This is a genomic window from Streptomyces sp. NBC_01622, from assembly GCF_045209635.1.
Lineage (GTDB): Bacteria > Actinomycetota > Actinomycetes > Streptomycetales > Streptomycetaceae > Streptomyces.
The window spans coordinates 3871707-3894554 of the sequence record NZ_CP109293.1; the positions used below are offsets into that span (position 1 = coordinate 3871707).

The 22848-nt window shown below is 68.7% G+C and carries 23 protein-coding genes; 3 read left to right on the top strand and 20 right to left on the bottom strand.

The annotated features are described in order from the left end of the window. Nucleotides 1–72 precede the first annotated feature (72 nt). Entirely contained in the window at nucleotides 73–465 is a 393-nt protein-coding gene (locus OH768_RS17230; protein WP_406454565.1) for an SCO5389 family protein, read from the bottom strand. A 254-nt stretch (nucleotides 466–719) separates the two neighbouring features. Here OH768_RS17230 and nucS point away from each other — a divergent pair, with 254 nt between their 5' ends. Next, complete coding sequence (nucS, locus tag OH768_RS17235) at nucleotides 720–1391, top strand: endonuclease NucS (protein ID WP_406454567.1); 672 nt, start codon at nucleotides 720–722, stop codon at nucleotides 1389–1391. 75 nt (nucleotides 1392–1466) lie between these two features. On the opposite strand, the gene OH768_RS17240 is transcribed toward nucS, so the two are convergent. The 3 genes from OH768_RS17240 to OH768_RS17250 all read right to left on the bottom strand — a co-directional run bounded on the left by OH768_RS17240 (nucleotide 1467) and on the right by OH768_RS17250 (nucleotide 5574). After that, nucleotides 1467–3962 carry an ATP-binding protein gene (locus OH768_RS17240; protein ID WP_406454569.1) on the bottom strand — a complete coding sequence of 832 codons (2496 nt, stop codon included), beginning with the start codon at nucleotides 3960–3962 and terminating at the stop codon, nucleotides 1467–1469. Nucleotides 3963–4256: 294 nt separating this feature from the next. Beyond that, entirely contained in the window at nucleotides 4257–4580 is a 324-nt protein-coding gene (locus OH768_RS17245) for an STAS domain-containing protein (RefSeq protein WP_388105137.1), read from the bottom strand. Between the two features lie 145 nt (nucleotides 4581–4725). Beyond that, nucleotides 4726–5574, bottom strand: coding sequence for a 3-hydroxyacyl-CoA dehydrogenase family protein (locus tag OH768_RS17250; protein ID WP_388105136.1), 849 nt, complete (start codon nucleotides 5572–5574; stop codon nucleotides 4726–4728). A gap of 194 nt (nucleotides 5575–5768) precedes the next feature. Here OH768_RS17250 and OH768_RS17255 point away from each other — a divergent pair, with 194 nt between their 5' ends. Then, nucleotides 5769–6341 (top strand): cob(I)yrinic acid a,c-diamide adenosyltransferase, encoded by a 573-nt coding sequence (locus tag OH768_RS17255; protein ID WP_406454572.1) that lies wholly within the window; start codon nucleotides 5769–5771, stop codon nucleotides 6339–6341. 176 nt (nucleotides 6342–6517) lie between these two features. Beyond that, nucleotides 6518–8350, top strand: a complete 1833-nt coding sequence (locus OH768_RS17260; protein WP_406454574.1) for a glycosyl hydrolase family 18 protein — start codon at nucleotides 6518–6520, stop codon at nucleotides 8348–8350. A gap of 108 nt (nucleotides 8351–8458) precedes the next feature. Here the strand turns inward: OH768_RS17260 and OH768_RS17265 are convergent, their stop codons facing one another. The 16 genes from OH768_RS17265 to prmC all read right to left on the bottom strand — a co-directional run bounded on the left by OH768_RS17265 (nucleotide 8459) and on the right by prmC (nucleotide 22801). Then, nucleotides 8459–8905, bottom strand: a complete 447-nt coding sequence (locus tag OH768_RS17265) for a DUF2550 domain-containing protein (protein WP_200711002.1) — start codon at nucleotides 8903–8905, stop codon at nucleotides 8459–8461. A 140-nt stretch (nucleotides 8906–9045) separates the two neighbouring features. After that, nucleotides 9046–9420, bottom strand: a complete 375-nt coding sequence (locus OH768_RS17270; protein WP_355912071.1) for a F0F1 ATP synthase subunit epsilon — start codon at nucleotides 9418–9420, stop codon at nucleotides 9046–9048. A gap of 110 nt (nucleotides 9421–9530) precedes the next feature. Continuing rightward, nucleotides 9531–10967: a F0F1 ATP synthase subunit beta gene (atpD, locus tag OH768_RS17275; protein ID WP_406454577.1), complete on the bottom strand. Its 1437-nt coding sequence runs from the start codon at nucleotides 10965–10967 to the stop codon at nucleotides 9531–9533. After that, a complete protein-coding gene (locus tag OH768_RS17280; RefSeq protein WP_406454579.1) occupies nucleotides 10967–11881 on the bottom strand; it encodes a F0F1 ATP synthase subunit gamma in 915 nt (304 codons plus the stop codon). The genes atpD and OH768_RS17280 overlap by 1 nt, the downstream gene beginning before the upstream one ends. A 21-nt stretch (nucleotides 11882–11902) precedes the next feature. Next, the gene (atpA, locus tag OH768_RS17285; RefSeq protein WP_406454581.1) at nucleotides 11903–13492 is read right to left on the bottom strand and encodes a F0F1 ATP synthase subunit alpha; all 1590 of its coding nucleotides are present in this window, start codon (nucleotides 13490–13492) and stop codon (nucleotides 11903–11905) included. 130 nt (nucleotides 13493–13622) lie between these two features. Further along, entirely contained in the window at nucleotides 13623–14438 is an 816-nt protein-coding gene (locus OH768_RS17290; RefSeq protein ID WP_406454583.1) for a F0F1 ATP synthase subunit delta, read from the bottom strand. Further along, nucleotides 14435–14977, bottom strand: a complete 543-nt coding sequence (locus tag OH768_RS17295) for a F0F1 ATP synthase subunit B (protein ID WP_406454585.1) — start codon at nucleotides 14975–14977, stop codon at nucleotides 14435–14437. The genes OH768_RS17290 and OH768_RS17295 overlap by 4 nt, the downstream gene beginning before the upstream one ends. A gap of 43 nt (nucleotides 14978–15020) precedes the next feature. Beyond that, nucleotides 15021–15257, bottom strand: coding sequence for a F0F1 ATP synthase subunit C (locus OH768_RS17300; RefSeq protein ID WP_359602184.1), 237 nt, complete (start codon nucleotides 15255–15257; stop codon nucleotides 15021–15023). A gap of 72 nt (nucleotides 15258–15329) precedes the next feature. Beyond that, on the bottom strand, nucleotides 15330–16151 hold the full coding sequence (gene atpB / locus OH768_RS17305; RefSeq protein ID WP_406454587.1) for a F0F1 ATP synthase subunit A: 822 nt from the start codon (nucleotides 16149–16151) through the stop codon (nucleotides 15330–15332). Between the two features lie 225 nt (nucleotides 16152–16376). Further along, nucleotides 16377–16790, bottom strand: coding sequence for a hypothetical protein (locus OH768_RS17310; RefSeq protein WP_406454589.1), 414 nt, complete (start codon nucleotides 16788–16790; stop codon nucleotides 16377–16379). Between the two features lie 294 nt (nucleotides 16791–17084). After that, a complete protein-coding gene (locus OH768_RS17315; RefSeq protein ID WP_406454591.1) occupies nucleotides 17085–18404 on the bottom strand; it encodes an MraY family glycosyltransferase in 1320 nt (439 codons plus the stop codon). A 197-nt stretch (nucleotides 18405–18601) separates the two neighbouring features. After that, nucleotides 18602–19114 carry a hypothetical protein gene (locus OH768_RS17320; protein WP_406454593.1) on the bottom strand — a complete coding sequence of 171 codons (513 nt, stop codon included), beginning with the start codon at nucleotides 19112–19114 and terminating at the stop codon, nucleotides 18602–18604. A gap of 54 nt (nucleotides 19115–19168) precedes the next feature. After that, on the bottom strand, nucleotides 19169–20407 hold the full coding sequence (glyA, locus tag OH768_RS17325) for a serine hydroxymethyltransferase (protein WP_406454595.1): 1239 nt from the start codon (nucleotides 20405–20407) through the stop codon (nucleotides 19169–19171). A gap of 72 nt (nucleotides 20408–20479) precedes the next feature. Next, on the bottom strand, nucleotides 20480–21148 hold the full coding sequence (locus OH768_RS17330; protein WP_026179237.1) for a low molecular weight phosphatase family protein: 669 nt from the start codon (nucleotides 21146–21148) through the stop codon (nucleotides 20480–20482). Then, entirely contained in the window at nucleotides 21145–21792 is a 648-nt protein-coding gene (locus OH768_RS17335; protein WP_033285396.1) for an L-threonylcarbamoyladenylate synthase, read from the bottom strand. Before OH768_RS17335 ends, OH768_RS17330 begins: the two co-directional genes overlap by 4 nt. A 163-nt stretch (nucleotides 21793–21955) precedes the next feature. Then, a complete protein-coding gene (gene prmC / locus OH768_RS17340) occupies nucleotides 21956–22801 on the bottom strand; it encodes a peptide chain release factor N(5)-glutamine methyltransferase (RefSeq protein ID WP_019073183.1) in 846 nt (281 codons plus the stop codon). Nucleotides 22802–22848: the final 47 nt, after the last annotated feature.

Genomic DNA, 22848 nt, shown 5'->3' on the forward strand with positions numbered 1-22848 from the left:
GCGGGGAGCTTGCCGCCCCGGTACAGAAAGCACCTCCCGCGTACGGAGCGGCAAGCAATGCGCATCGCCTCGTCAGCAGTCCCTGAACTCCGGGGACTGGTTCAGCAGTTGGCTGCGCACCGAGGTGAAGCGAGCCAGCGTCTCGTCGACCGAGCCGTCCAACGGGAACACCGCCACGCGGTGGCAGTTCTGGAAGGCCAGCCGCACACCGAAGTGTCGCTGCAGCGCGCCGCGTATCGCGTCACTCGCGAGCGCACGCAGCAACTGACCGCGTGCCCGCTCGTCCGGCGGCGGCGTCTGGTTGTCGGCGAACGCACCGCCGTCGACCTTCAGCTGAGCCACCAGGGAGCTGATCATCTCCCATGCATAAGGCAGGGAGGTCCGGACGCAGTCGACGAATTCAGCTTCGTCGACCTCGCCTCGCTCGGCCTTTTCGAGTAGGGCCGGTGAGACGTCGAGCGACATGGGTTCTCCTCTCGCACCCCCAACGCGCAGGGGTTGCCGGACAGATAAGGGAAGTCCGCGATTACGAACACGCTGCGTACATGTCTCGCGACCTCCCGTTTATACGGTAGGCAACAGAAGGAGGCGGCACCAGGAGAATGCGTACATACGGAACCCTCAATAGGCCCACAATCGGCCACTAATGAACAAGGGGCGTCACGGGTCTTCCAGGGCGAATCGCGTTCACTGCCGCCCGTCGAGTAGCGTTGCCGACCATGCGTCTCGTCATTGCCCGGTGTTCCGTGGACTACGCGGGCCGGCTCACCGCCCACCTCCCTTCCGCCCCCCGCCTGATCCTGGTGAAGGCGGACGGCAGCGTCTCGATCCACGCGGACGACCGGGCCTACAAGCCCCTGAACTGGATGTCGCCGCCCTGCACGCTGAAGGAGGGTTCCGGGGACGACGAGGGCGTCTGGACCGTCATCAACAAGGCGGGCGAGAAGCTCATCATCACGATGGAGGAGATCCTCCACGACTCCTCGCACGAACTCGGCGTGGACCCCGGCCTGATCAAGGACGGCGTGGAAGCGCACCTCCAGGAGTTGCTGGCCGACCGCATCGACACCCTCGGCGACGGCTACACACTCATCCGCCGCGAGTACATGACGGCCATCGGACCGGTCGACATCCTGTGCCGGGACGCGGACGGCCAGACCGTCGCGATCGAGATCAAGCGGCGCGGTGAGATCGACGGCGTGGAGCAACTCACGCGCTACCTGGAGCTGTTGAACCGCGATCCGCATCTCTCCCCGGTGCGTGGCATCTTCGCCGCCCAGGAGATCAAACCGCAGGCCCGCGTCCTCGCCACCGACCGCGGCATCGGCTGCGCGGTCCTGGACTACGACGCCCTGCGCGGCATCGAGGACGACAAGCTCCGCCTGTTCTGACCGACACCGATTCCACTACGCCGAAAAGGGCCGGTTCCGATCATCGGAGCCGGCCCTTCAGCGTCGTACGGAGGGTCAGATCACGGTGCCCGAAGCGACGCTGCTCGCGGGCGCGGCGGAACTGGTTGTGTCCATCGGGGCGCTGGAGGAGGCAACACCGCTCGCCGAGGTTCCCGTGGACGGGGCGGTGGATGTGTCCGTCGGTGTGACCGAGGGCGAGGGTGATTCGGACGTGGTGGGCGATGTGCTCGGCGAAGTCGACGGCGAGTGCGATGTGCTCGGACTCGGCGAAGAGGGCCTCGTCGTCGTGGACTTGGACGGTGTCGGCGACTTCGTGCCGCTCGTCCCGCTCGGCTTGTCCGAAGGCGTGCCGCTGCTCGACGGCGGGGTCGGGTCGTCCGACGTGCCGTAGGTGCCGTCGGGGCCCGGGTCGGACGGGCTGCTGGTGGCCGTGCCGGTGTCGCCCTTCTTCGCCGGGTCGGCGCCGAGGCCGTCGTCGGAGTTGCCCTGGCTGGCGGACGGGTTGGGGCCGACCTTGTCGGACGGGTTGTCGGCGTTGTTGTTGGACGTGGCGCCGAGGGTCACGACGGTGCCGAGGACGGCGGCGAGCAGCGCGCCCGCGCCTGCCGCGACGAGGTTGCGCCGGGCGTAGCCGCGCAGGCCGCCGCGCGCCTTGTTGTGGGGCGTCGGGCCGGCCGAGGCCTGGTGGGCGACGAGGGTGTAGGTGTCGCCGGGGGGCTGGAGCGGCGGGAAGGGCGTCGGTGTCCCGCCGGGCGGCGAGGCGGACTCCTCGTGGCGGGCGTCGGGCACTTCCTCGCCGGCCGTGGCGCCGAGGCCGATCGTGATGCCGGAGCGGTCGGCGACCAGGGCGAGGGCGCGCCGGCCCGCGACGGTGCCGCGCTTGTCGGCGGCGGTGTCGCGCAGGCCGATGGAGGACTCCAGTTCGGCCCGGGCCCGGTCGAGGTCGCCCTCGCAGAGCGCGAGGACGCCCAACTCGTGCTGGAAGTAGGCCTGTTCGCTCGCGTTGCCGGCTAGCTGGGCGGCCTCGGCGCCGGAGCGCAGCGCCCGTTCCCAGGCGCTCCAGCGCAGTCCGGCGGCGAACGCGGGGGCCGCCGTGCGGGCCAGTTCCACGGTGGCGCTCTCCTCGCCCTCGCCGGGCGGGGTCGTGGCCGGTACGAGGACGGTGAGGGCGGCAAGCAGCGCATCCGCCTCGGCGCACACCCGCTCGGGGGTGACCGAGGGGTGTCCGGCCCACCAGGAGTAGTGCAGCCCGGCGATGAGGGCGCCGGCCTCGGTCTCGTCGCCGTATCCGGCGGCCTCCAGCTGGGTCTGGACGCCGGCGGCGAGCCGGTAGCGGCTGCCGACCGGGGAGACCAGTCCGCAGGCCGCGAGTTCGCCGAGGGCGGCGTCCGCGTGGGTGTCGCCGACGAGTGCGGGCAGGTGGGCCTGGTGCGGCACCTCGCCGCCGAGCGCGACGGCGAAGCGCAGGGTGGCGCGGGCCGAGGCGCCGAGCCGGGAGGCGAGCAGCGGGGCGGGCGCGGCGGCCTCGCCGAGGGACGGCAGGGGTACGGCGTCGTCCTGGTCGGAGTCGAGGGTCGTGATGGGGGGCGCGTCGGCCGGGACCATGTCCTGGAAGACGCCGAACTCCTCCACCACGCTGGTGCCGACGCGCAGTTCGTCGCGCTGCCGGAGCAGGGCGCCGGCCTGGACGAAGCGCAGTGGCAGGCCCTCGGACTCGAAGTAGAGGTCGCCCGCCCAGTTCGCCTCCTCCTCGGTGAGGACGCGGCCCACGGCGTGCTCCAGGACCTCCACGGCGCCGGCCCGCTGCAGGCCGCCGAGGAAGACCTCCTCGATGACGGAGTCGGCGGCCGGTGCGGGGATCTCGGGGGTCGCGGCGACCAGGAAGGCGCACTCGGGGGTCGCGTCGAGGAGTTCCTCCAGGGCGGCGCCGCCGAACTCGATGTCGTCGAGGACGACGACCGCGCCGACCTCCCGCACCAGGGTGAGCAGTTCGTCCCGGGCCGGCCGGTGCAGGGGGGCGTCGTAGACGGCGTAGAAGAGGTCGTACAGGAGGTCGGTGGCGGTGCGGTGGAAGCCGGTGAGGCGGATCACGCCGTCGGGGGCGAGGTCGAGGCAGTCCTCGGCGACGAGGTCGAGCAGGCTGCTGCGGCCCGAGCCCGAGGGGCCGGTGAGGCGTACGGAACGGCCGCGGGCGAGCAGCCGTACGAGACGCTCGCGCTCCTCCTGGCGTTCCAGCAGCGGGAGTGCGGGCCGGTTCAGGCCGGGCGGGACGGGCGGTTTGGCCGCGCGGGCGGTCTCGGCGCGCTCGGCGGCGGTGAGCTTGGCGGGCCGGCCGGGCCGCCGGCCGGGCGGGCAGGCCTCGATCTCGCTGCCGTCGACGGGGTTGACGGTGAGCAGGAAGTCACCGGTGACCAGCTGCACGGTGCGGGCGAGCGCGGGTGTGTGCTGGCCGAAGTCGGGTGTGAGGGATTCCCGGGGCGGGCGCTGGCGCGACGACGTGTCGTCGCCGTCCTGGCCGTACTCCTCGGGTTCCCGGTTGATCGGGTCCATAGGTCCAAGCCCCCCAAAAGCGTCGTGTGCGGGTCGACAGGACCCAGGCCCCTCCCGGCCTTGCTGCACACCGCGCTGTCGCTTCTGGTCCGGGCCCGCTCGAAGGGTTGTCACACAGCGGGCGACCGAACCCTAAACCTTCGCACAGTATCTACGACAGCCCGGGGTACCGCGCCGCCCGAGACGTCACAGTCTCATGAGGATTGTGCGCGTCGGGTGTTTCGCGGGCGTCCGACCGGGCCTCTTTGAAAAAGTGTGTCACTTTCGGCGGAAGTAACACACTTTCAAAACTGGTCACACCCGGGGCAGGCACTCCACCCCGATGCCGCCCTCGATGGCGAGGATGCGGTGCAGCCGGGTGGCCACGAGCAGGCGCTGCATCTGAGGCGGTACGCCGCGCAGCACCAGGCGCCGGCCGCAGCGGCCGGCCCGTCGATGGGCTCCCATGATGACGCCGAGGCCGGTGGCGTCCCAGGAGTCGAGCTCGGACAGGTCCAGCACCAGATCGCCGACTCCGTCGTCGACCGCCGAGTGCAGGACCGTACGGGCGTCCGCCGCGCTGCGGACGTCGAGGCGGCCCCCGACGACCAGCTCGACGTGGTCGCCCCTGATGTACATATGCGCTCCCCGTGAGTGCGGTGGCGTACTCCGTGATGTGCGTGATGCAACCTCTGACTGCGTGAAGCGCCGGGAGGTTGCCGTCTGTGAGCGAACCGATACCGAATTCACCCCTGGGTGTGATGCCGCAGGGGCCTGTGCGGTTTCAGTGCTTGTAGAAGCCCTGCCCGCTCTTGCGGCCGATGTCACCGGCGTCCACCATTCGGCGCATCAGCTCCGGCGGGGCGAACTTCTCGTCCTGCGACTCGGTGTAGATGTTGCTGGTCGCGTGCAGCAGGATGTCGACGCCGGTGAGGTCCGCGGTGGCCAGCGGGCCCATCGCGTGACCGAAGCCCAGCTTGCAGGCGAGGTCGATGTCCTCGGCGGTGGCGACGCCCGACTCGTACAGCTTCGCCGCCTCGACGACGAGCGCCGAGATGAGACGGGTCGTCACGAAGCCGGCCACGTCACGGTTGACGACGATGCAGGTCTTGCCGACGGATTCGGCGAACTCCCGCGCGGTGGCGAGGGTTTCGTCGCTCGTCTTGTAGCCGCGCACGAGTTCGCACAGCTGCATCATCGGCACCGGCGAGAAGAAGTGCGTGCCCACGACGCGCTCCGGACGCTCCGTCACGGCCGCGATCTTCGTGATCGGGATGGCGGAGGTGTTGGAGGCGAGGACGGCGTCCTCACGGGCGATCTTGTCGAGCGCCCGGAAGATCTCGTGCTTGACGTCCAGCTTCTCGAAGACGGCCTCGACGACGATGTCCGCGTCGCCGACGGCGTCCAGATCGGTGGTCGCGGTGATCCGCCCCAGGGCCGCGTCGGCGTCGTGCGCCTCCAGCTTCCCCTTGCTCACGAACTTGTCGTACGAGGCCTTGATGCCGTCGGTGCCACGCTTCAGGGCCTCGTCGGTGACATCGCGCAGGACGACGTCCCAGCCCGCCTGCGCGGAGACCTGGGCGATACCGGAACCCATGAGTCCGGCGCCGATGACGGCAAGCTTCCGTGCCACTGTGCGACTCCCCTTTGAAACGCTTACAGCGTGTATCCGTATGCCTCTCGGCGGACACTAGCGAAGGTGCGGCGCTGTGTGACCGGTAAGTAACGCGCGTCACGTCTCATCTGACGGACATCACACCGGCGCGGGCCATGAGACCGCCCGTACGGCCTAGTTGAGCGGGGCCCGGGCCTGACTACGCTGGCCACATGGTCAATCTGACGCGCATCTACACCAGGACCGGCGACCAGGGCACGACCGCCCTCGGCGACATGAGCCGGGTCGCCAAAACGGACGTCCGGATCTCGGCGTACGCCGACGCCAACGAAGCGAACGCGGCGATCGGCACCGCCATCGCCCTCGGCAACCTCGACGAGGACATCGTCAAGGTCCTCACCCGCGTCCAGAACGATCTCTTCGACGTAGGAGCCGATCTCTCCACACCCGTGGTCGAGAAGCCCGAGTTCCCGCCTCTCCGCGTCGAGCAGTTCTACATCGACAAACTGGAGGCGGACTGCGACCACTTCAACGACCGCCTGGAAAAACTCCGCTCCTTCATCCTCCCCGGCGGCACCCCGGGCGCGGCCCTCCTCCACCAGGCCTGCACGGTCGTCCGCCGCGCCGAACGCTCGACATGGGCGGCCCTGGAGATCCACGCCGAGGTGATGAACCCCCTGACGGCGACCTACCTCAACCGACTGTCGGACCTGCTGTTCATCCTGGCCCGCTCCGCCAACAAGGGGGTGGGGGACGTGTTGTGGGTGCCGGGGGGCGAGCGCTGACCTCATCCGGCGTAGCAAACGGGGGCGCCGGCACAGGAGTTGGGGGTTCAGCACCCGAGCACAGAAGTGGTCCAGACCTATTGACCCGTGGTCCAGACCTTTCTATTCTCACGGCACCGTGGGCGCGAAGGCTCAGTCGCGCCCCGACATCCCCGACACCCCTGAGGAGGCGCTCAATGCGCTTCAGAACCAGAGCAGTTGCCGGGTTCGCGACCCTGCTGCTTCCGCTCGCAGCTCTCGTCGGTCTGGCTGCCCCCGCCCAGGCCGCCTCGACCGCCACCGCCACCTTCACCAAGACCAGCGACTGGGGCACCGGCTTCGGCGGTCAGTGGACCGTCAAGAACACCGGTACCAGCGCGATCAGTTCGTGGACGGTCGAGTGGGACTTCCCCTCCGGTACGTCCGTCACCTCGGCCTGGGACGCGGACGTCACCAACTCCGGCAACCACTGGACCGCGAAGAACAAGTCCTACAACGGCACCATCGCCGCGGGCGCCTCCGTCTCCTTCGGCTTCAACGGAGCCGGCTCCGGCGCGCCCTCCAACTGTCTGCTGAACGGCGGCAGTTGTGACGGCGGCACCACGGTCCCCGGCGACGCGGCCCCCTCCGCACCCGGCACCCCCACCGCCTCCGGCATCACCGACACCTCGGTGAACCTGTCCTGGAGCGCGGCCACCGACGACAAGGGCATCAAGAACTACGACGTCCTGCGCGACGGCACCAAGGTCGCCACGGTCACGACCACGTCGTACACGAACACCGGTCTGACCGCCGGCACCGACTACTCGTACACCGTGCAGGCCCGGGACACCGCCGACCAGACCGGCCCGGTCAGCGGCGCGGTCGCCGTGCACACCACGGGCGGTACGACCACTCCCCCGACCACCGGCGGCAAGGTCAAGCTCGGGTACCTCACCGAGTGGGACACCTACGTGCGCAACTACCAGGTCAAGAACCTGGTGACCTCCGGCTCCGCCGCGAAGATCACGCACATCAACTACGCCTTCGGCAACGTCACCAACGGCCAGTGCGCGATCGGTGACGCCTACGCCGACTACCAGAAGACGTTCACCGCCGACCAGTCGGTCAGCGGTGTCGCCGACACCTGGGACCAGCCGATCGCCGGCAACTTCAACCAGCTGCGCGAGCTGAAGGCCAAGTACCCGGGCCTCAAGGTCCTGTGGTCCTTCGGCGGCTGGACCTGGTCCGGCGGCTTCGCGCAGGCCGCGGCCAACCCGACCGCGTTCGCGCAGTCCTGCTACAACCTGGTCGAGGACCCGCGCTGGGCCGACGTCTTCGACGGCATCGACATCGACTGGGAGTACCCGAACGCCTGCGGCCTCTCCTGCGACACCAGCGGCGCCGCGGCCTACAAGAACCTGATGGCGGCCCTGCGCGCCAAGTTCGGTTCCAGCAACCTGGTCACCTCCGCCGTCACCGCCGACGCCACCTCCGGCGGCAAGATCGACGCCGCGGACTACGCGGGCGCGGCCCAGTACGTCGACTGGTACAACGTGATGACGTACGACTTCTTCGGTTCCTTCGGCTCCACCGCCACCGGCCCGACCGCCCCGCACTCCCCGCTCACCTCGTACACCGGCATCCCGACGCCCGGCTTCACCTCGGCCGACGCGATCGCCAAGTTCAAGGCGAAGGGGGTCCCGTCGAGCAAGCTGCTGCTCGGCATCGGCTTCTACGGCAGAGGCTGGACCGGCGTCACCCAGGACGCCCCGGGCGGCACGGCCACCGGCCCGGCGACCGGCACCTACGAGCAGGGCATCGAGGACTACAAGGTCCTCAAGACGTCCTGCCCGGTCACCGGCACCATCGCCGGCACGGCCTACGCCCACTGCGGCACCAACTGGTGGTCCTACGACACCCCGAGCACCATCGCCGGAAAGATGAGCTGGGCCAAGACCCAGGGTCTCGGCGGCGCGTTCTTCTGGGAGTTCAGCGGTGACACCAGCAACGGCGAGCTGGTGAGCGCCATCAACAGCGGGCTGAGCTGATCCCCACGCTGCTCAGTACGCCGCCGCGGGCAGACCTCTCCGGTCTGTCCGCGGCGCGTTGCGTGGTGGCCGTCAGTCGGGCCGACGCACCCAACCCGGTGTGCGAGATCAGGCCACGTTGACGCGCTGGCCGGGCGGTGCCGCCTCCAGCCACGCGAGAAAACCGGTCAACGCGTCCTCGCTCATGGCCAGTTCAAGACGTGTGCCCCGGTGCAGACAGGTCAGGACGATCGCGTCGGAGAGCAGCGCCAGCTCCTCCTCGCCCTCGGGGAGGCGGCGGCCGGCCACCTCGATCGCCGAGCGTTCCAGGGTGCGGCGCGGGCGGTAGGCGTAGGAGAAGACGCGGTACCACTCGATGCGGTCGCCGTTGTAGCGGGCGACGCCGTAGCTCCAGCCCTTGCCGTTGGTGTCGGGTTTCTCCGGGACGTCCCAGCGGAGCGAACAGTCGAAGGTGCCGCCGGAGCGCTGGATGAGTCTGCGGCGCAGGCCGAAGACGAACAGCCCCACCACCACAAGGGCGACAACAATTCCGCACACAGTCAGAGCGAGGACCATCGACACCGACCTCCTCGTCTCCTAGGCAAAACAGGTAACGGAACGGAAAAAACACCCACATTCGCCTCAGCCGCGGCTGGGTCCGGATTCCTCCGGTCCCAGCCGCGGCTGAGTCACCTCATCGCGTGGTGCGCCAGGTTTCAGTTGGTCGCCACCGCACGCAGTCGGACGTCCGCGCGGCGCTCGGCGGAGGCATCGCCCTCCGCCTTCGCCTGCTCCAGCTCGCGCTCCACGCGCTGGACGTCGATCTCGTCCGACAGCTCGGCGATCTCGGCGAGCAGCGACAGCTTGTTGTCCGCGAACGAGATGAAACCGCCGTGCACCGCGGCGACGACCGTTCCACCATCGCTCGTACGGATGGTCACCGGGCCCGACTCCAGCACACCGAGCAGCGGCTGGTGACCGGGCATGACGCCGATGTCGCCGGACGTGGTGCGTGCGACGACCAGGGTGGCCTCGCCGGACCAGACCTGGCGGTCCGCGGCGACGAGCTCGACATGCAGCTCAGCAGCCAAGGTGGGCTCCTCGGGTCACCACCCGGCGGTCGTGCCGGGTGTGGGTTCAATTCTAGTAGGCGTGAAAGAGGGGGTGGGACACGCCCCACCCCCTCAGGTGAAGCACGGGGTCAGGAGACGCCCAGCTCCTTCGCGTTGGCCTTCAGGTCCTCGATACCGCCGCAGAGGAAGAACGCCTGCTCCGGGAAGTGGTCGTACTCGCCGTCGATGATCGAGTTGAAGGCCACGATCGACTCGTCCAGCGGGACGTCCGACCCGTCGACGCCGGTGAACTGCTTGGCGACGTGGGTGTTCTGGGACAGGAAGCGCTCGACGCGACGGGCACGGTGGACGGTGAGCTTGTCCTCCTCGCCCAGCTCGTCGATACCGAGGATCGCGATGATGTCCTGAAGGTCCTTGTACTTCTGCAGGACCGTCTTGACGCGCATCGCGGTGTTGTAGTGGTCCGCCGCGATGTACCGCGGGTCCAGGATCCGCGACGTCGAGTCCAGCGGGTCCACGGCCGGGTAGATGCCCTTCTCGGAGATCGGACGGGAGAGAACCGTCGTCGCGTCGAGGTGGGCGAAGGTGGTGGCCGGGGCCGGGTCGGTCAGGTCGTCCGCGGGGACGTAGATCGCCTGCATCGAGGTGATCGAGTGACCGCGGGTCGAGGTGATGCGCTCCTGGAGGAGACCCATCTCGTCGGCCAGGTTCGGCTGGTAGCCCACCGCGGAGGGCATGCGGCCGAGCAGGGTCGAGACCTCGGAACCGGCCTGCGTGAAGCGGAAGATGTTGTCGATGAAGAACAGCACGTCCTGGTTCTGCACATCGCGGAAGTACTCCGCCATGGTCAGACCGGCCAGGGCCACGCGCAGACGGGTGCCCGGGGGCTCGTCCATCTGGCCGAAGACGAGCGCCGTCTTGTCGATGACGCCCGAGTCGGCCATCTCCTCGATGAGGTCGTTGCCCTCACGGGTGCGCTCGCCGACACCGGCGAACACTGAGACACCGTCGTGGTTGTTGGCGACGCGGTAGATCATCTCCTGGATGAGCACCGTCTTGCCGACGCCGGCACCGCCGAACAGGCCGATCTTGCCACCCTTGACGTACGGGGTGAGCAGGTCGATGACCTTGACGCCGGTCTCGAACATCTCGGTCTTCGACTCGAGCTCGTCGAAGCGCGGGGCCTTGCGGTGGATGGACCAGCGCTCGCCCTCGTACTTCTCCTCGCTGTTCAGCACCTCACCGAGGGTGTTGAACACCTTGCCCTTGGTGAAGTCGCCGACCGGGACGGTGATGCCGTCGCCGGTGTCGGTGACCGGGGCCTGGCGGACCAGACCGTCGGTGGGCTGCATCGAGATGGTGCGGACCAGGCCGTCACCCAGGTGCTGGGCGACCTCCAGGGTCAGCGTCTTCTTCGCGCCGTCCAGGGCCGGGTCGGCCACCTCGACGTGCAGAGCGTTGTAGATCTCCGGCATCGCGTCGACGGGGAACTCCACGTCGACGACCGGGCCGATGACCCGGGCGACGCGGCCCGTGGCAACGGCCGTCTCAACTGTCGTCGTCATTACTTGTCACTCCCCGCGGTCGCGTCGGCCAGGGCTGCGGAGCCACCGACGATCTCGCTGATTTCCTGGGTGATTTCGGCCTGGCGGGCCGCGTTGGCAAGACGGGAGAGCGTGGTGATCAGGTCTCCCGCGTTGTCGGTCGCCGACTTCATCGCGCGGCGCGTGGCGGCGTGCTTGGAGGCGGCCGACTGAAGCAGCGCGTTGTAGATACGGCTCTCGACGTACCGCGGCAGCAGGGCGTCCAGGACGTCCTCCGCCGACGGCTCGAAGTCGTACAGCGGAAGGATCTCGCCCTGGGGCGCTTCTTCCGCGACCTCTTCGAGGCTGAGGGGCAGCAGCCGGCTGTCGACCGGCGTCTGCGTCATCATCGACACGAACTCGGTGTAGACGATGTGGAGTTCGTCCACGCCACCCTCCGCCGTGTCCTTCTCGATGGCCTCGATGAGCGGACCCGCGACCTTCTTCGCGTCCGCGTAGGTGGGCTCGTCGGTGAAGCCGGTCCACTGCTCCGCGATCTTGCGCTCACGGAAGTTGTAGTGGGCGACACCGCGGCGGCCGACGATGTACGTGTCGACCTCCTTGCCCTCGGCCTCGAGACGTGCGGTCAGCTGCTCCGCGGCCTTGATGGCGTTGGAGTTGAAGGCGCCGGCCAGACCGCGGTCGCTCGTGAGGAGCAGCACTGCGGAACGGGTCGGCGTCTCGGCCTCGGTGGTCAGCGGGTGCCTGGTGTTGGAACCCGTACCGACCGCCGTGACCGCACGCGTCAGTTCCTTCGCGTACGGCGTCGAGGCCTGCACCTTGCGGTGCGCCTTGACGACGCGCGAGGCGGCGATCATCTCCATCGCCTTGGTGATCTTCTTGGTCGCGGTGACGGATCGGATGCGACGCTTGTAGACCCGGAGCTGGGCTCCCATGAGTCAGGTCCCTTCCTTACGTCACTTGGCCGCGGCCGGGGCGTCCTCGCCGAGGAGCTTGCCGTCCGAGGTCTCGAACTGCTTCTTGAACTCGGCGATCGCGTCCGCGGCGGCGGTGAGGGTGTCGTCCGACATCTTGCCGCCCTCCTTGATGGAGGTCATGAGGCCCTGCTCCTTGCGGTGCAGGTACTCAAGCAGCTCCTTCTCGAAGCGGCGGATGTCGTTGACCGGTACGTCGTCCATCTTGCCGGTGGTGGCGGACCACACGGAGACGACCTGGTCCTCGGTCGGCATCGGCTGGTACTGCGGCTGCTTGAGCAGCTCGACCAGACGCTGACCGCGCTCCAGCTGGGCCTTCGACGCGGCGTCCAGGTCGGAACCGAAGGCGGCGAACGCCTCCAGCTCGCGGTACTGGGCGAGGTCGAGACGCAGTCGGCCGGAGACCTGCTTCATCGCCTTGTGCTGCGCGGAACCGCCGACTCGGGAGACGGAGATACCGACGTTCAGCGCGGGGCGCTGACCGGCGTTGAAGAGGTCCGACTCCAGGAAGCACTGGCCGTCGGTGATGGAGATGACGTTGGTCGGGATGAACGCCGAGACGTCGTTGGCCTTGGTCTCGACGATCGGCAGACCGGTCATCGAGCCCTTGCCCATCTCGTCGGAGAGCTTCGCGCAGCGCTCCAGCAGACGGGAGTGCAGGTAGAAGACGTCACCCGGGTAGGCCTCGCGGCCCGGCGGACGGCGCAGCAGGAGGGACACGGCGCGGTAGGCGTCGGCCTGCTTGGAGAGGTCGTCGAAGATGATGAGGACGTGCTTGCCGTCGTACATCCAGTGCTGGCCGATGGCCGAACCGGTGTACGGCGCGAGGTACTTGAAGCCGGCCGGGTCGGACGCCGGGGCGGCGACGATGGTCGTGTACTCCAGGGCGCCGGCCTCTTCGAGCGCACCACGCACGGAGGCGATGGTGGAGCCCTTCTGACCGATGGCGACGTAGATGCAGCGGACCTGCTTGTTCACGTCGCCCGAGCGCCAGTTGTCGCGCTGGTTGATGATCGTGTCGACGGCCAGGGCGGTCTTGCCGGTCTGGCGGTCGCCGATGATCAGCTGACGCTGGCCACGGCCGATCGGGGTCATCGCGTCGACGGCCTTGTAGCCGGTCTCCATCGGCTCGTGCACCGACTTGCGGACCATGACGCCCGGGGCCTGCAGCTCCAGGGCGCGGCGGCCGGTGGTCTCGATCTCGCCGAGGCCGTCGATCGGGTTGCCGAGCGGGTCGACGACACGGCCGAGGTAGCCCTCGCCGACGGCGACGGACAGGACCTCTCCGGTGCGGGTGACCGGCTGGCCCTCCTCGACACCGCTGAACTCGCCGAGGATGACGGTACCGATCTCACGCTCTTCGAGGTTGAGCGCGAGACCGAGGGTGCCGTCCTCGAACTTCAGCAGTTCGTTGGCCATGGCCGAGGGCAGGCCCTCGACCTTCGCGATGCCGTCGCCGGCAAGGGTGACCGTACCGACCTCCTCGCGCGAGGCCGCGTCCGGCTTGTACGACTGGACGAAGTTCTCCAGCGCGTCCCGGATCTCCTCCGGCCGGATCGTGAGCTCCGCCATCTGGGTTCCCTGCTCTCCTTGTTGGGCCCGAAGTTTCACTTGGGGGGATGGGGGGACTCCCCCCTGAACGAGGTGAATCCTCTGCACGGCCCAACTCGGGCCGCCTTACTACGTCTTTGTTGTGTTGCTGCTAGCTCGCCATACGGCGGGTGGCGTCATCGAGGCGGTCCGCGATGGAGCCGTTGATGATCTCGTCGCCGACCTGCACCCGGATGCCGCCGAGGACCTCGGGGTCCACGTCGATGTTCAGGTGCATGTGACGGCCGTAGAGCTTCGCGAGGGCGGCGCCCAGGCGCTGCTTCTGCGGGTCGCTCAGCGGGACCGCCGTGGTGACGACCGCGACCAGGCGACTGCGGCGCTCGGCGGCGAGCTTGGACAGGGACTCGAGTCCCGCTTCCAGGCTACGTCCCCGGGGCGCGGTCACAAGGCGCGTCACCAGTCGTTCGGTGGCCGGCTTGGCGCGGCCGCCGAGCAGGCTGCTCAGCAGCTCGCTCTTGGCCGCGGTGCCCGCCGCGCGGTTGGTCAGCGCGGCACGCAGTCCGGTGTCCGAGGCGACGATCCGGCCGAACCGGAACACCTCGTCCTCGACGTCGTCGAGCTCGCCCGACTGCTGGGCGGCGGTGAGGTCGGCGGTGGCCGCCAGTTCCTCCAGCGCGTCCACCAGGTCGCGGGACTGCGACCAGCGGGAGCGCACCATGCCGGACAGCAGGTCGAGGGCGGGACCGCCGACCTGACCGCCGAGCAGGCGCTCGGCAAGCTGGGCCTTGGCCTCGCCGTCCTGCGCCGGGTCGGTGAGGACCCGACGCAACGACACCTCACGGCCGAGCAGCGCGGTGACGGCGGCCAGTTCGTCGGCGAGCTGCGTCGCGTTCACGGACGTGGAGTCCGTGAGCGCGTCGAGACGCTCGCGTGCGGCTGCCAGGGCCTCGCGGCTCGCTCCGTTCATCGCGCGGCCTCGGCCTTCTCCTCGAGCTCATCGAGGAAACGGTCGATGACGCGGCTCTGCCGGGCGTGGTCCTCGAGGGACTCGCCGACGAGCTTGCCGGCCAGGTCGGTGGCGAGCTTGCCGACGTCCTGGCGCAGCGCCTGCGAAGCGGCCTTGCGGTCGGCCTCGATCTGTGTGTGACCGGCGGCGACGATCTCCTCGCGCTGCCGCTGGCCTTCCGCGCGCATCTCGGTGATGAGCGTGGCGCCCTGCTCCTGCGCCTCCTGGCGCAGACGCGCGGCCTCGTGCCGGGCCTCGGCGAGCTGAGCCTTGTACTGCTCAAGCACGCTCTGTGCCTCGGTCTGGGCGGCCTCGGCCTTCTCGATACCGCCCTCGATGGCCTCGCGGCGCTCGTCCAGAACCTTGTTGATGTTCGGGAGGAGCTTCTTGGCGAGGAAGCCGAAGACGATGACGAAGGCGATCAGGCCGATGACGAGCTCGGGGATCGGCGGGACGAGAGGGTTCTCCTTCTCGGCCGCCAGAATGAGCAGCTGGCTCATGTCAGTGCCTTTCGTCTAGTGGGCTGTCGCTGATCGCGGTCGATCAGGTGCCGTAGACGAACGGCATGACCAGGCCGATGAGGGCAAGCGCCTCACAGAAGGCGAAGCCGAGGATCTGGTTGGCGCGGATCAGACCGGCAGCTTCGGGCTGACGGGCAAGAGCCTGGGTGCCGTTGCCGAAGATGATGCCGACGCCGACGCCCGGACCGATGGCGGCGAGGCCGTAGCCGATGGAGCCGAGCGAACCTTGGACGGCAGCGAGGGTCTCAGTGGCAGCCATGCTGATTCTTCCTTATCTGTACGGACCGGTGGGGGTTGGCCACCGGACGCTAAGGGGGTTCTGGAGGGGGGCTCAGTGGTGCTCGGCGAGCGCGCCCTGAATGAAGGTGCAGGTCAGCAGCACGAACACATACGCCTGCAGGGCCTGGATGAACAGCTCGAAGGCCGTCATGACGATCACCATGATGAACGAGACACCCGCGTAGGCGATCCCGATGCCGTTGAGCAGGTACCAGCTGGCGATCGTGAACAGCAGCAGCAGCGTGTGGCCCGCGAACATGTTCGCGAACAGTCGCACCGCGTGCGTGAACGGCCGGACGATCAGGTTCGACAGGAACTCGATGAACATCGCCAGCGGGAGAACCGGGCCGAGCGACTTGTCGTAGCCCGTGAAGTTCTTGAACGCGCCGACGAATCCGTGCCGCTTGAACGTCAGCGAGACCCACGTGATGTAGACGATGATCGCGAGGACGATCGGATACGCGATGATCGACGTCACCGGGAACTGGGCGACCGGAACGATCGACCAGAGGTTCATCATCCAGATGAAGAAGAAGAGCGAGACGACCAGCGGTACGTACTTCTCGCCTTCCTTCTTTCCGATGGTCTCGTAGACGACACCGCGGCGGATGAAGTCGTAGCCGGACTCGGCGACCATCTGCAGCTTGCCGGGGACGACCTTCGGCTTGCGGAAGGCGGCCCAGAAGAAGCCGACAACGATGACCGAGCCGATCAGCGCCAGCAGCATCGGCTTGTTGAAGTACACGTTGCTGTCGCCGTCCCCCAGAAGGGGCTTGAACAGGAACGAGTGCAGGCCGGGAGCCGGGAAGCCACAGCCGTCGAAGATGTGGCAGTCGGTCTCGAAGGCGAGCACCTGCGTCGGGTCAGCACTCACCGCGGGCTCCTTCAGCGTGGCGCATAGGTACGGCAACCTCGTTGTGTCGGCGCGGCGCGCAGCCGCGGTTCGGCACTGGACTGGTGTTACGGATGTGGGGGCGGCAGTGGGGCATCGAGCCTCGCGATTGAGCAGGCGTCAGCTCAGATGCCCGCGCCCGCGATGCCGCAGTTGGCACCGGACGATAGCAGGGTCGCTTACGTGCTCTTATCCCGGCCCTACCCCTCACGACGAGTGCCCCGACTTCTCGGGCTCGACGTAGAGGATTTTGGCCTTCATGTGGGCACGGGTCTGCGCGGCGGTCCAGATGATGGTTCCGGCAAGCAGTGTGAACGCGAAGGCCTTGGGATTGAACAGCGTGGTGTGCTTGAACGCGGCGAGGAAGATGAACAGCAGAAGAATCTGTGCCGCGAAGAGCATGAGGCCCATCGCCTGGAACAGGTGCGGAAGCGATTTGGCAGTGCGCTGCAGAACGTAGAGCCCGATTCCCATGAAGAGGATCACGATCAGCGTCCCAACGGCTGCCCCAATAGCCCCTTCACCGCCGGCGACCACACCACTGACGACGGCGGCAATCGCGCCGACGGCAGCTGTGGGCACAGCGGCCTGAAGGAGAATCCGGGCGTCATTGGACGGCATGGCGGCAACTCCGCTTGCTAAGGGGGGCGTGTCGTCATGGACGAGCGTAGTCCCGGGATGAGAGAGAACCTCACGCCAATGGACCGTCGCACTGCGGTCCTTCGGCTCCGTCCCGGGTTCTCGTGAACCGTATCACAAACTATTTGATGCGGTCTTTACCTAGAAGGTGTGCTTGCTGTCACACATGAGAGTGACGCTGCGCGTCTGCGCAAAATAGCGGCCAACTTGTCTGGTATAGGGAGGCTTTGTCTGCCCACGAGATGGCAACGCTTTAGTCAGATTCTTACCTTGACGTCAGCGCGAGGACTCGGCTTTACGTCCGTCCAGGAGACGCGAACGGGGGCCGACAGCGGTCGCCCCGTTGACTCCTGACACTCCGGTGACAACCGGCGGACGCGGGTCACGGTCCTCCTCCGCCAGCACCACGACGGGCTCAACTGCCGCCCTGCGACGGCGATAACGCGGCGGCACCAGGTGCTCGGCCCAGCGCGGGGCGCGGGGGGTGAAGCGCGGCAGCAGGAGCAGCAGCAGCCCGATCGCGCTCAGGAAGACGATGCCGAGGACGATCCACATCGAGGCCGAGTTGACCGAGTAGCCGAGCGCGCCGAACGCGATCAGCGCCGACCAGAAGTACATGATCAGCACCGCCCGGCTGTGCGAGTGGCCGATCTCCAGGAGCCGGTGGTGCAGATGGCCGCGGTCCGCGGCAAATGGCGACTGGCCCTTCCAGGTGCGGCGCACGATCGCCAGCACCAGGTCGGCGGTCGGCACCGCGATGATCGTCAGCGGCAGCAGCAGCGGGATGTAGACGGGCACCGTCGAGTGCACGGCCGCCTTCTCCGAGTGCAGGAACAGCTGCAGCGAGTCCGGGTCGACCTGTCCCGTGATGGAGATCGCGCCCGCGGACAGCACCAGGCCGATCAGCATCGAGCCGGAGTCGCCCATGAAGATCCGCGCCGGGTGCATGTTGTGCGGCAGGAAGCCGATGCACATGCCCATCAGGATCGCCGAGAACAGCGTGGCCGGGGCGGCGGCCTCGATGCCGTACGAGTACCAGATGCGGTAGGCGTACAGGAAGAACGCGGCGGCGGCGATGCACACCATGCCGGAGGCCAGGCCGTCGAGGCCGTCGACGAAGTTGACCGCGTTGATGGTGATGACGACGAGGGCGACCGTGAGGAGGGTGCCCTGCCACTGGGTCAACGCCACGTTGCCGACGGTGGGGATGGGTAGCCACAGGATCGTCAGACCCTGCATGACCATCACGCCGGCGGCGATCATCTGGCCGCCCAGCTTGATCAGGGCGTCGATCTCGAACTTGTCGTCCAGGACACCGATGAGCCAGATCAGGGCCGCGCCGGAGAGCAGGGCGCGCGGCTCGTTCGAGTTCTTGAAGACCTCGCTGAGGTTGGTCAGGTGGTCGGCGACCAGCAGGCCGGCGCACAGACCGAAGAACATGGCGATACCGCCGAGCCGCGGAGTCGGTTCCCGGTGCACGTCACGGGCCCTGATCTCCGGCATCGCCCCGGCCACGATCGCGAACTTCCGCACCGGCCCGGTCAGCAGATACGTCACCGCGGCCGTCACGCAGAGCGTCAGCAGGTATTCACGCACAGGCTTCCCCACAGGTCTCGCTGGCCATCACAGCCCCACACCCTAGCGAGGGACGCATATGGTTGGGGACTTCCGGGTAGCACAGATGGTTGCACGTGTGGCTGTGAGCCGGTCGCAGCAGGGCACGTCCAGCGTGCCGCCTACCCCGTTCGACCGGATGTACGCGGTGGACCGAACATGCCCAGGACCACGGCGTCTCAGCTGAGCAGCGGGGAACCGGTCAGCTGCCAGGGGTCCTGCCAGCTCTTGCCGTCCCCGTCGATGTCCCACTGCACCTGACCGTCGGCCGACCAGTACAGGTCGCCGTCCCAGGGGGTGGTGGCAGTCTTGCAGGTCGCGGTGGCCGCCCACATGTCGTTGGCCGACGCCGTGTAGTCACAGGTGTGGGACTTGTTGATGTAGTCGTTGCCGCCCGAGGAGAAGCGGTACTCCAGGCGGGCGTTGACAGTGAACCCGTCGAACTTCCTGCCGACCATGCCGGTGAGCGTAGCCGCCGACCAGCTGATCTGCACCGTGGCATAGGTCTTGTCGTCGGAGGTGCGGAAGACACAGAGACTGACGTCGAGGTCGAGGTCGGACTTGTTGGGCAGGGCCACCCGCTTCGACTGGGAGTCGTTGCACTTCACCGTGGCCGCCTGGGCGGAAGGTACGGAAAGACCGAGCATGACGAGCGCCGCGGCTACCGTGGCCGCAAGATGTCTTTTCTTCACCGGGCGACCATAGAGTTGACCACACACGGTCAACAACAGATTTCCATCGGACCCTCACCCGGGATACGGCGCGAAGGCGTCGACCAGCTCCCGCACTTCGTCACGCGCCCGCTTGGCGTCGACCCGGCCGCGCAGTACGCCCGCGAGGAGCGCCGCGATGCCCGCCATCTCGCCCTCCCCCATGCCCTGCGTGGTCACCGCGGCGGTGCCGAGCCGGAGGCCCCGGGTGTCGCCGTGCGGGAGCGCGCAGCAGTCCAACACCATTCCCGCGGCGGCGAGTTGACCGCGGGCGACGCGTCCGTCAACACCGAGGGGCATCGGATCGACGGTGATCAGATGGGTGTCGGTGCCACCCGTCGTGACGACCAGCCCCTCCGCCGCCAGCCCCGCCGCGAGCACCCGGGCGTTGGCGACCACCTGATGGGCGTACACCGTGAAGGCCGGGGTCGCCGCCTCGCCGAACGCGACGGCCTTCGCCGCGATGGTGTTCATCTGCGCGCCGCCCTGGGTGAACGGGAACACCGCCCGGTCCACCCGCTCGGCCAGCTCGCTCCCGCACAGCAGCATCCCGCCGCGCGGCCCGCGCAGCACCTTGTGCGTGGTGGCGCAGACGACATCGGCGTACGGCACCGGGTTCGGCGCCGCTCCCCCGGCGACGAGGCCGATGGGGTGGGCGGCGTCGGCGATGAAATAGGCGCCCACCTCGTCGGCGACCTCGCGGAAGAGGGCGTAGTCGATGTGCCGGGGGTAGGCGATCGAGCCGCACACGATCGCCTTGGGCCGGTGCGTACGGGCCAGGGCGCGCACCTGGTCGTAGTCGATGAGCCCGGTCTCCGCGTCCACGCCGTAGCCGACGAAGTCGAACCAGCGGCCGGAGAAGTTCGCGGGCGAACCGTGCGTGAGATGGCCGCCGTAGGGAAGCCCCAGCGCGAGGACGGTGTCGCCGGGGCGCAGCAGGGCCGCGTAGGCGGCGAGGACGGCCGAAGAGCCGGAGTGGGACTGCACGTTGGCGTGCTCGGCGCCGAACAGGGCCTTCGCGCGGTCCACGGCGACGCGCTCGGCGACGTCGACGATCTCGCAGCCGCCGTGGTGGCGGGCGCCGGGGTAGCCCTCGGCGTACTTGTTGGCGAGCGGGGAGCCGAGCGCGGCCAGCACGGCGGGCGACGTGAAGTTCTCGGCCGCGACCAGCTGGAGCGTCGTCGACTGCCGGGTCAGCTCCCCGAGCAGGATCTCGGCCAGCTCGGGGTCCTGCCGGCGCAGGACATCGGCCTCAAGGACAGGGGTGACCGACATGGTGGACTCCGAGCCGTCGACGGTGACGTACGTCCAATGTAGGCCCGGGACGGGTGGGACGCACGGTCGTTGCTACGTCCGCGCGGGCACACCCGTCAACGCCGTCACCACCGGATCGATCGCCTGGTTTATCTCGTCGCCGATGGAGCGGAAGAACGGGAGGGGGGCGCCGTAGGGGTCGAAGACCTCGTCCGCTTCCGCCGTGGGGGCCAGGAGCCAGCCGCGGAGGGCCGCTGCCGCGCGGACCAGAGCGCGGGCGCGGGCCACCATGCCGTCCTCCAGGGGCGGCAGGGTCGCGGGGTCGATCGCCTTCACCAGGCGGGTGAACTCCTTCAGGGTGAAGGTGCGCAGGCCCGCCGAGTGGCCCATGGAGATGACCTGCTGACGGTGGTCCCGGGTGGCGGTCAGCACCAGGTCGGCGCGGATCACGTGGTCGTCGAGCAGCTCGCGGCCGGTGAACCCGGAGGGGTCGGCGCCGAAGTCGGTGAGGACGGTCGCCGCGTTGGTCTCCATGGGCGCGCCCTCGTGGCCCCAGGTGCCGGCGCTCTCCACGATGAGCCCGCCCCACAGCGGGTCGCCGAGCCGGTCCGCCAGGGCATGACGGGTCAGCCGCTCGGTGATCGGCGAGCGGCACACGTTGCCGGTGCTGACGTGGAGGATGCGGAAGCTGTCCATGGGAAGCCCGAAGGTCCCCGTCACTTCCCCGTTGCCTATGCCACGCCCCGCGTCAGGGGCTGTCAATTCGCCACCTCGAGGTCGGGGACGACCTTCCGCAGCTCCTCGGCCGAGATCGCGCCGGCCCGAAGCAGCAGCGGCACCTCGCGCGTGACGTCGACGATCGACGACGGCACGTTGCCGGGCGTCGGACCGCCGTCGAGGTACACGGAGACCGAGTCGCCGAGCATCTCCTGAGCCGCGTCGCAGTCCTCCGGCGCGGGGTGGCCGGTGAGGTTCGCCGAGGACACCGCCATCGGGCCGACCTCCGTCAGCAACTCGATGGCGACCGGGTGCAGCGGCATACGGACGGCGACCGTGCCCCGGGTGTCCCCCAGGTCCCACTGGAGGGACGGCTGGTGCTTGGCGACCAGCGTGAGGGCGCCCGGCCAGAACGCGTCGACGAGTTCCCAGGCCAGCTCGGAGAAGTCCGTGACGAGGCCGTGCAGCGTGTTCGGGGAGCCGATGAGGACGGGCGTGGGCATGTTGCGGCCCCGGCCCTTGGCGTCCAGGAGATCGGCGACCGCCTCCGAGGAGAACGCGTCGGCCCCGATGCCGTAGACCGTGTCGGTCGGCAGGACCACGAGTTCGCCCCGGCGGACGGCGGACGCGGCCTCGCGCAGACCCGTCGTGCGGTCGGTCGCGTCATTGGTGTCGTATCGCCGTGCCATGTCTAGCGGTCTCCTTTTTTTGTCGCTCGGTTCGCCTCCGGGGCGCCTGTTGTCGGTGTCGAGCCCCCGACCGTGCTCACCCCTTCGGGCCTCCGCGCGCTCGGGCTCTCGACACCGACGCGCCCCTTCGGCTCACTCGCTGCTTGCCTGGCGAACGCGGCTGTCATGGCGTCGCCCTGCGGGCGGTCGCGAAGCGCGGGCGGTTGTTGAGATCGGGGTGGTCGGCCGCGTCGGCCCAGCCACGCTCCTCGGTGAAGATCCACGGCACCTGGCCGCCCTGGGTGTCGGCGTGCTCGATGACGACGACACCGCCGGGACGGAGGAGCCGGTGTGCGGTGCGTTCGATGCCGCGGATCAGGTCGAGGCCGTCCTCCCCTGAGAACAGGGCGAGTTCGGGGTCGTAGTCCCGGGCCTCGGGAGCGACGTACTCCCACTCCGTGAGCGGGATGTACGGCGGGTTGGAGATGACCAGGTCGACATGGCCGTCGAGGTCGGGGAAGGCGTCCAGGGCGTTGCCCTGCCGCAGGTCGACCCTGGACCCCTCCATGTTCTTGCGGGTCCACTGGAGGGCGTCCTCGGACAGCTCCACGGCGTGTACCCGGGAGCGCGGGACCTCCTGCGCGAGGGCGAGCGCGATGGCGCCGGAGCCGGTGCAGAGGTCCACGATCAGCGGCTCTACGACGTCCATGGCGCGGACCGCGTCTATGGCCCAGCCGACGACCGACTCGGTCTCGGGGCGCGGCACGAACACCCCCGGCCCGACCTGGAGTTCCAGGTAGCGGAAGAAGGCGCGGCCGGTGATGTGCTGGAGCGGCTCACGCTGCTCACGGCGGGCGATGGTCTCCCAGTAGCGGGCGTCGAAGTCCACGTCCTTCACGGAGTGCAGCTCGCCCCGCTTCACACCGTGCACGAACGCGGCGAGCTCCTCCGCGTCGTTGCGCGGCGAGGGCACGCCGGCGTCGGCCAGCCGCTGGGTGGCCTGGGCCACCTCTGCTAGCAGCAGGTTCACGCAAGTCCTCCGTGTCGTACTCGTCCGTGCCGAACGTGCCGTGCGTG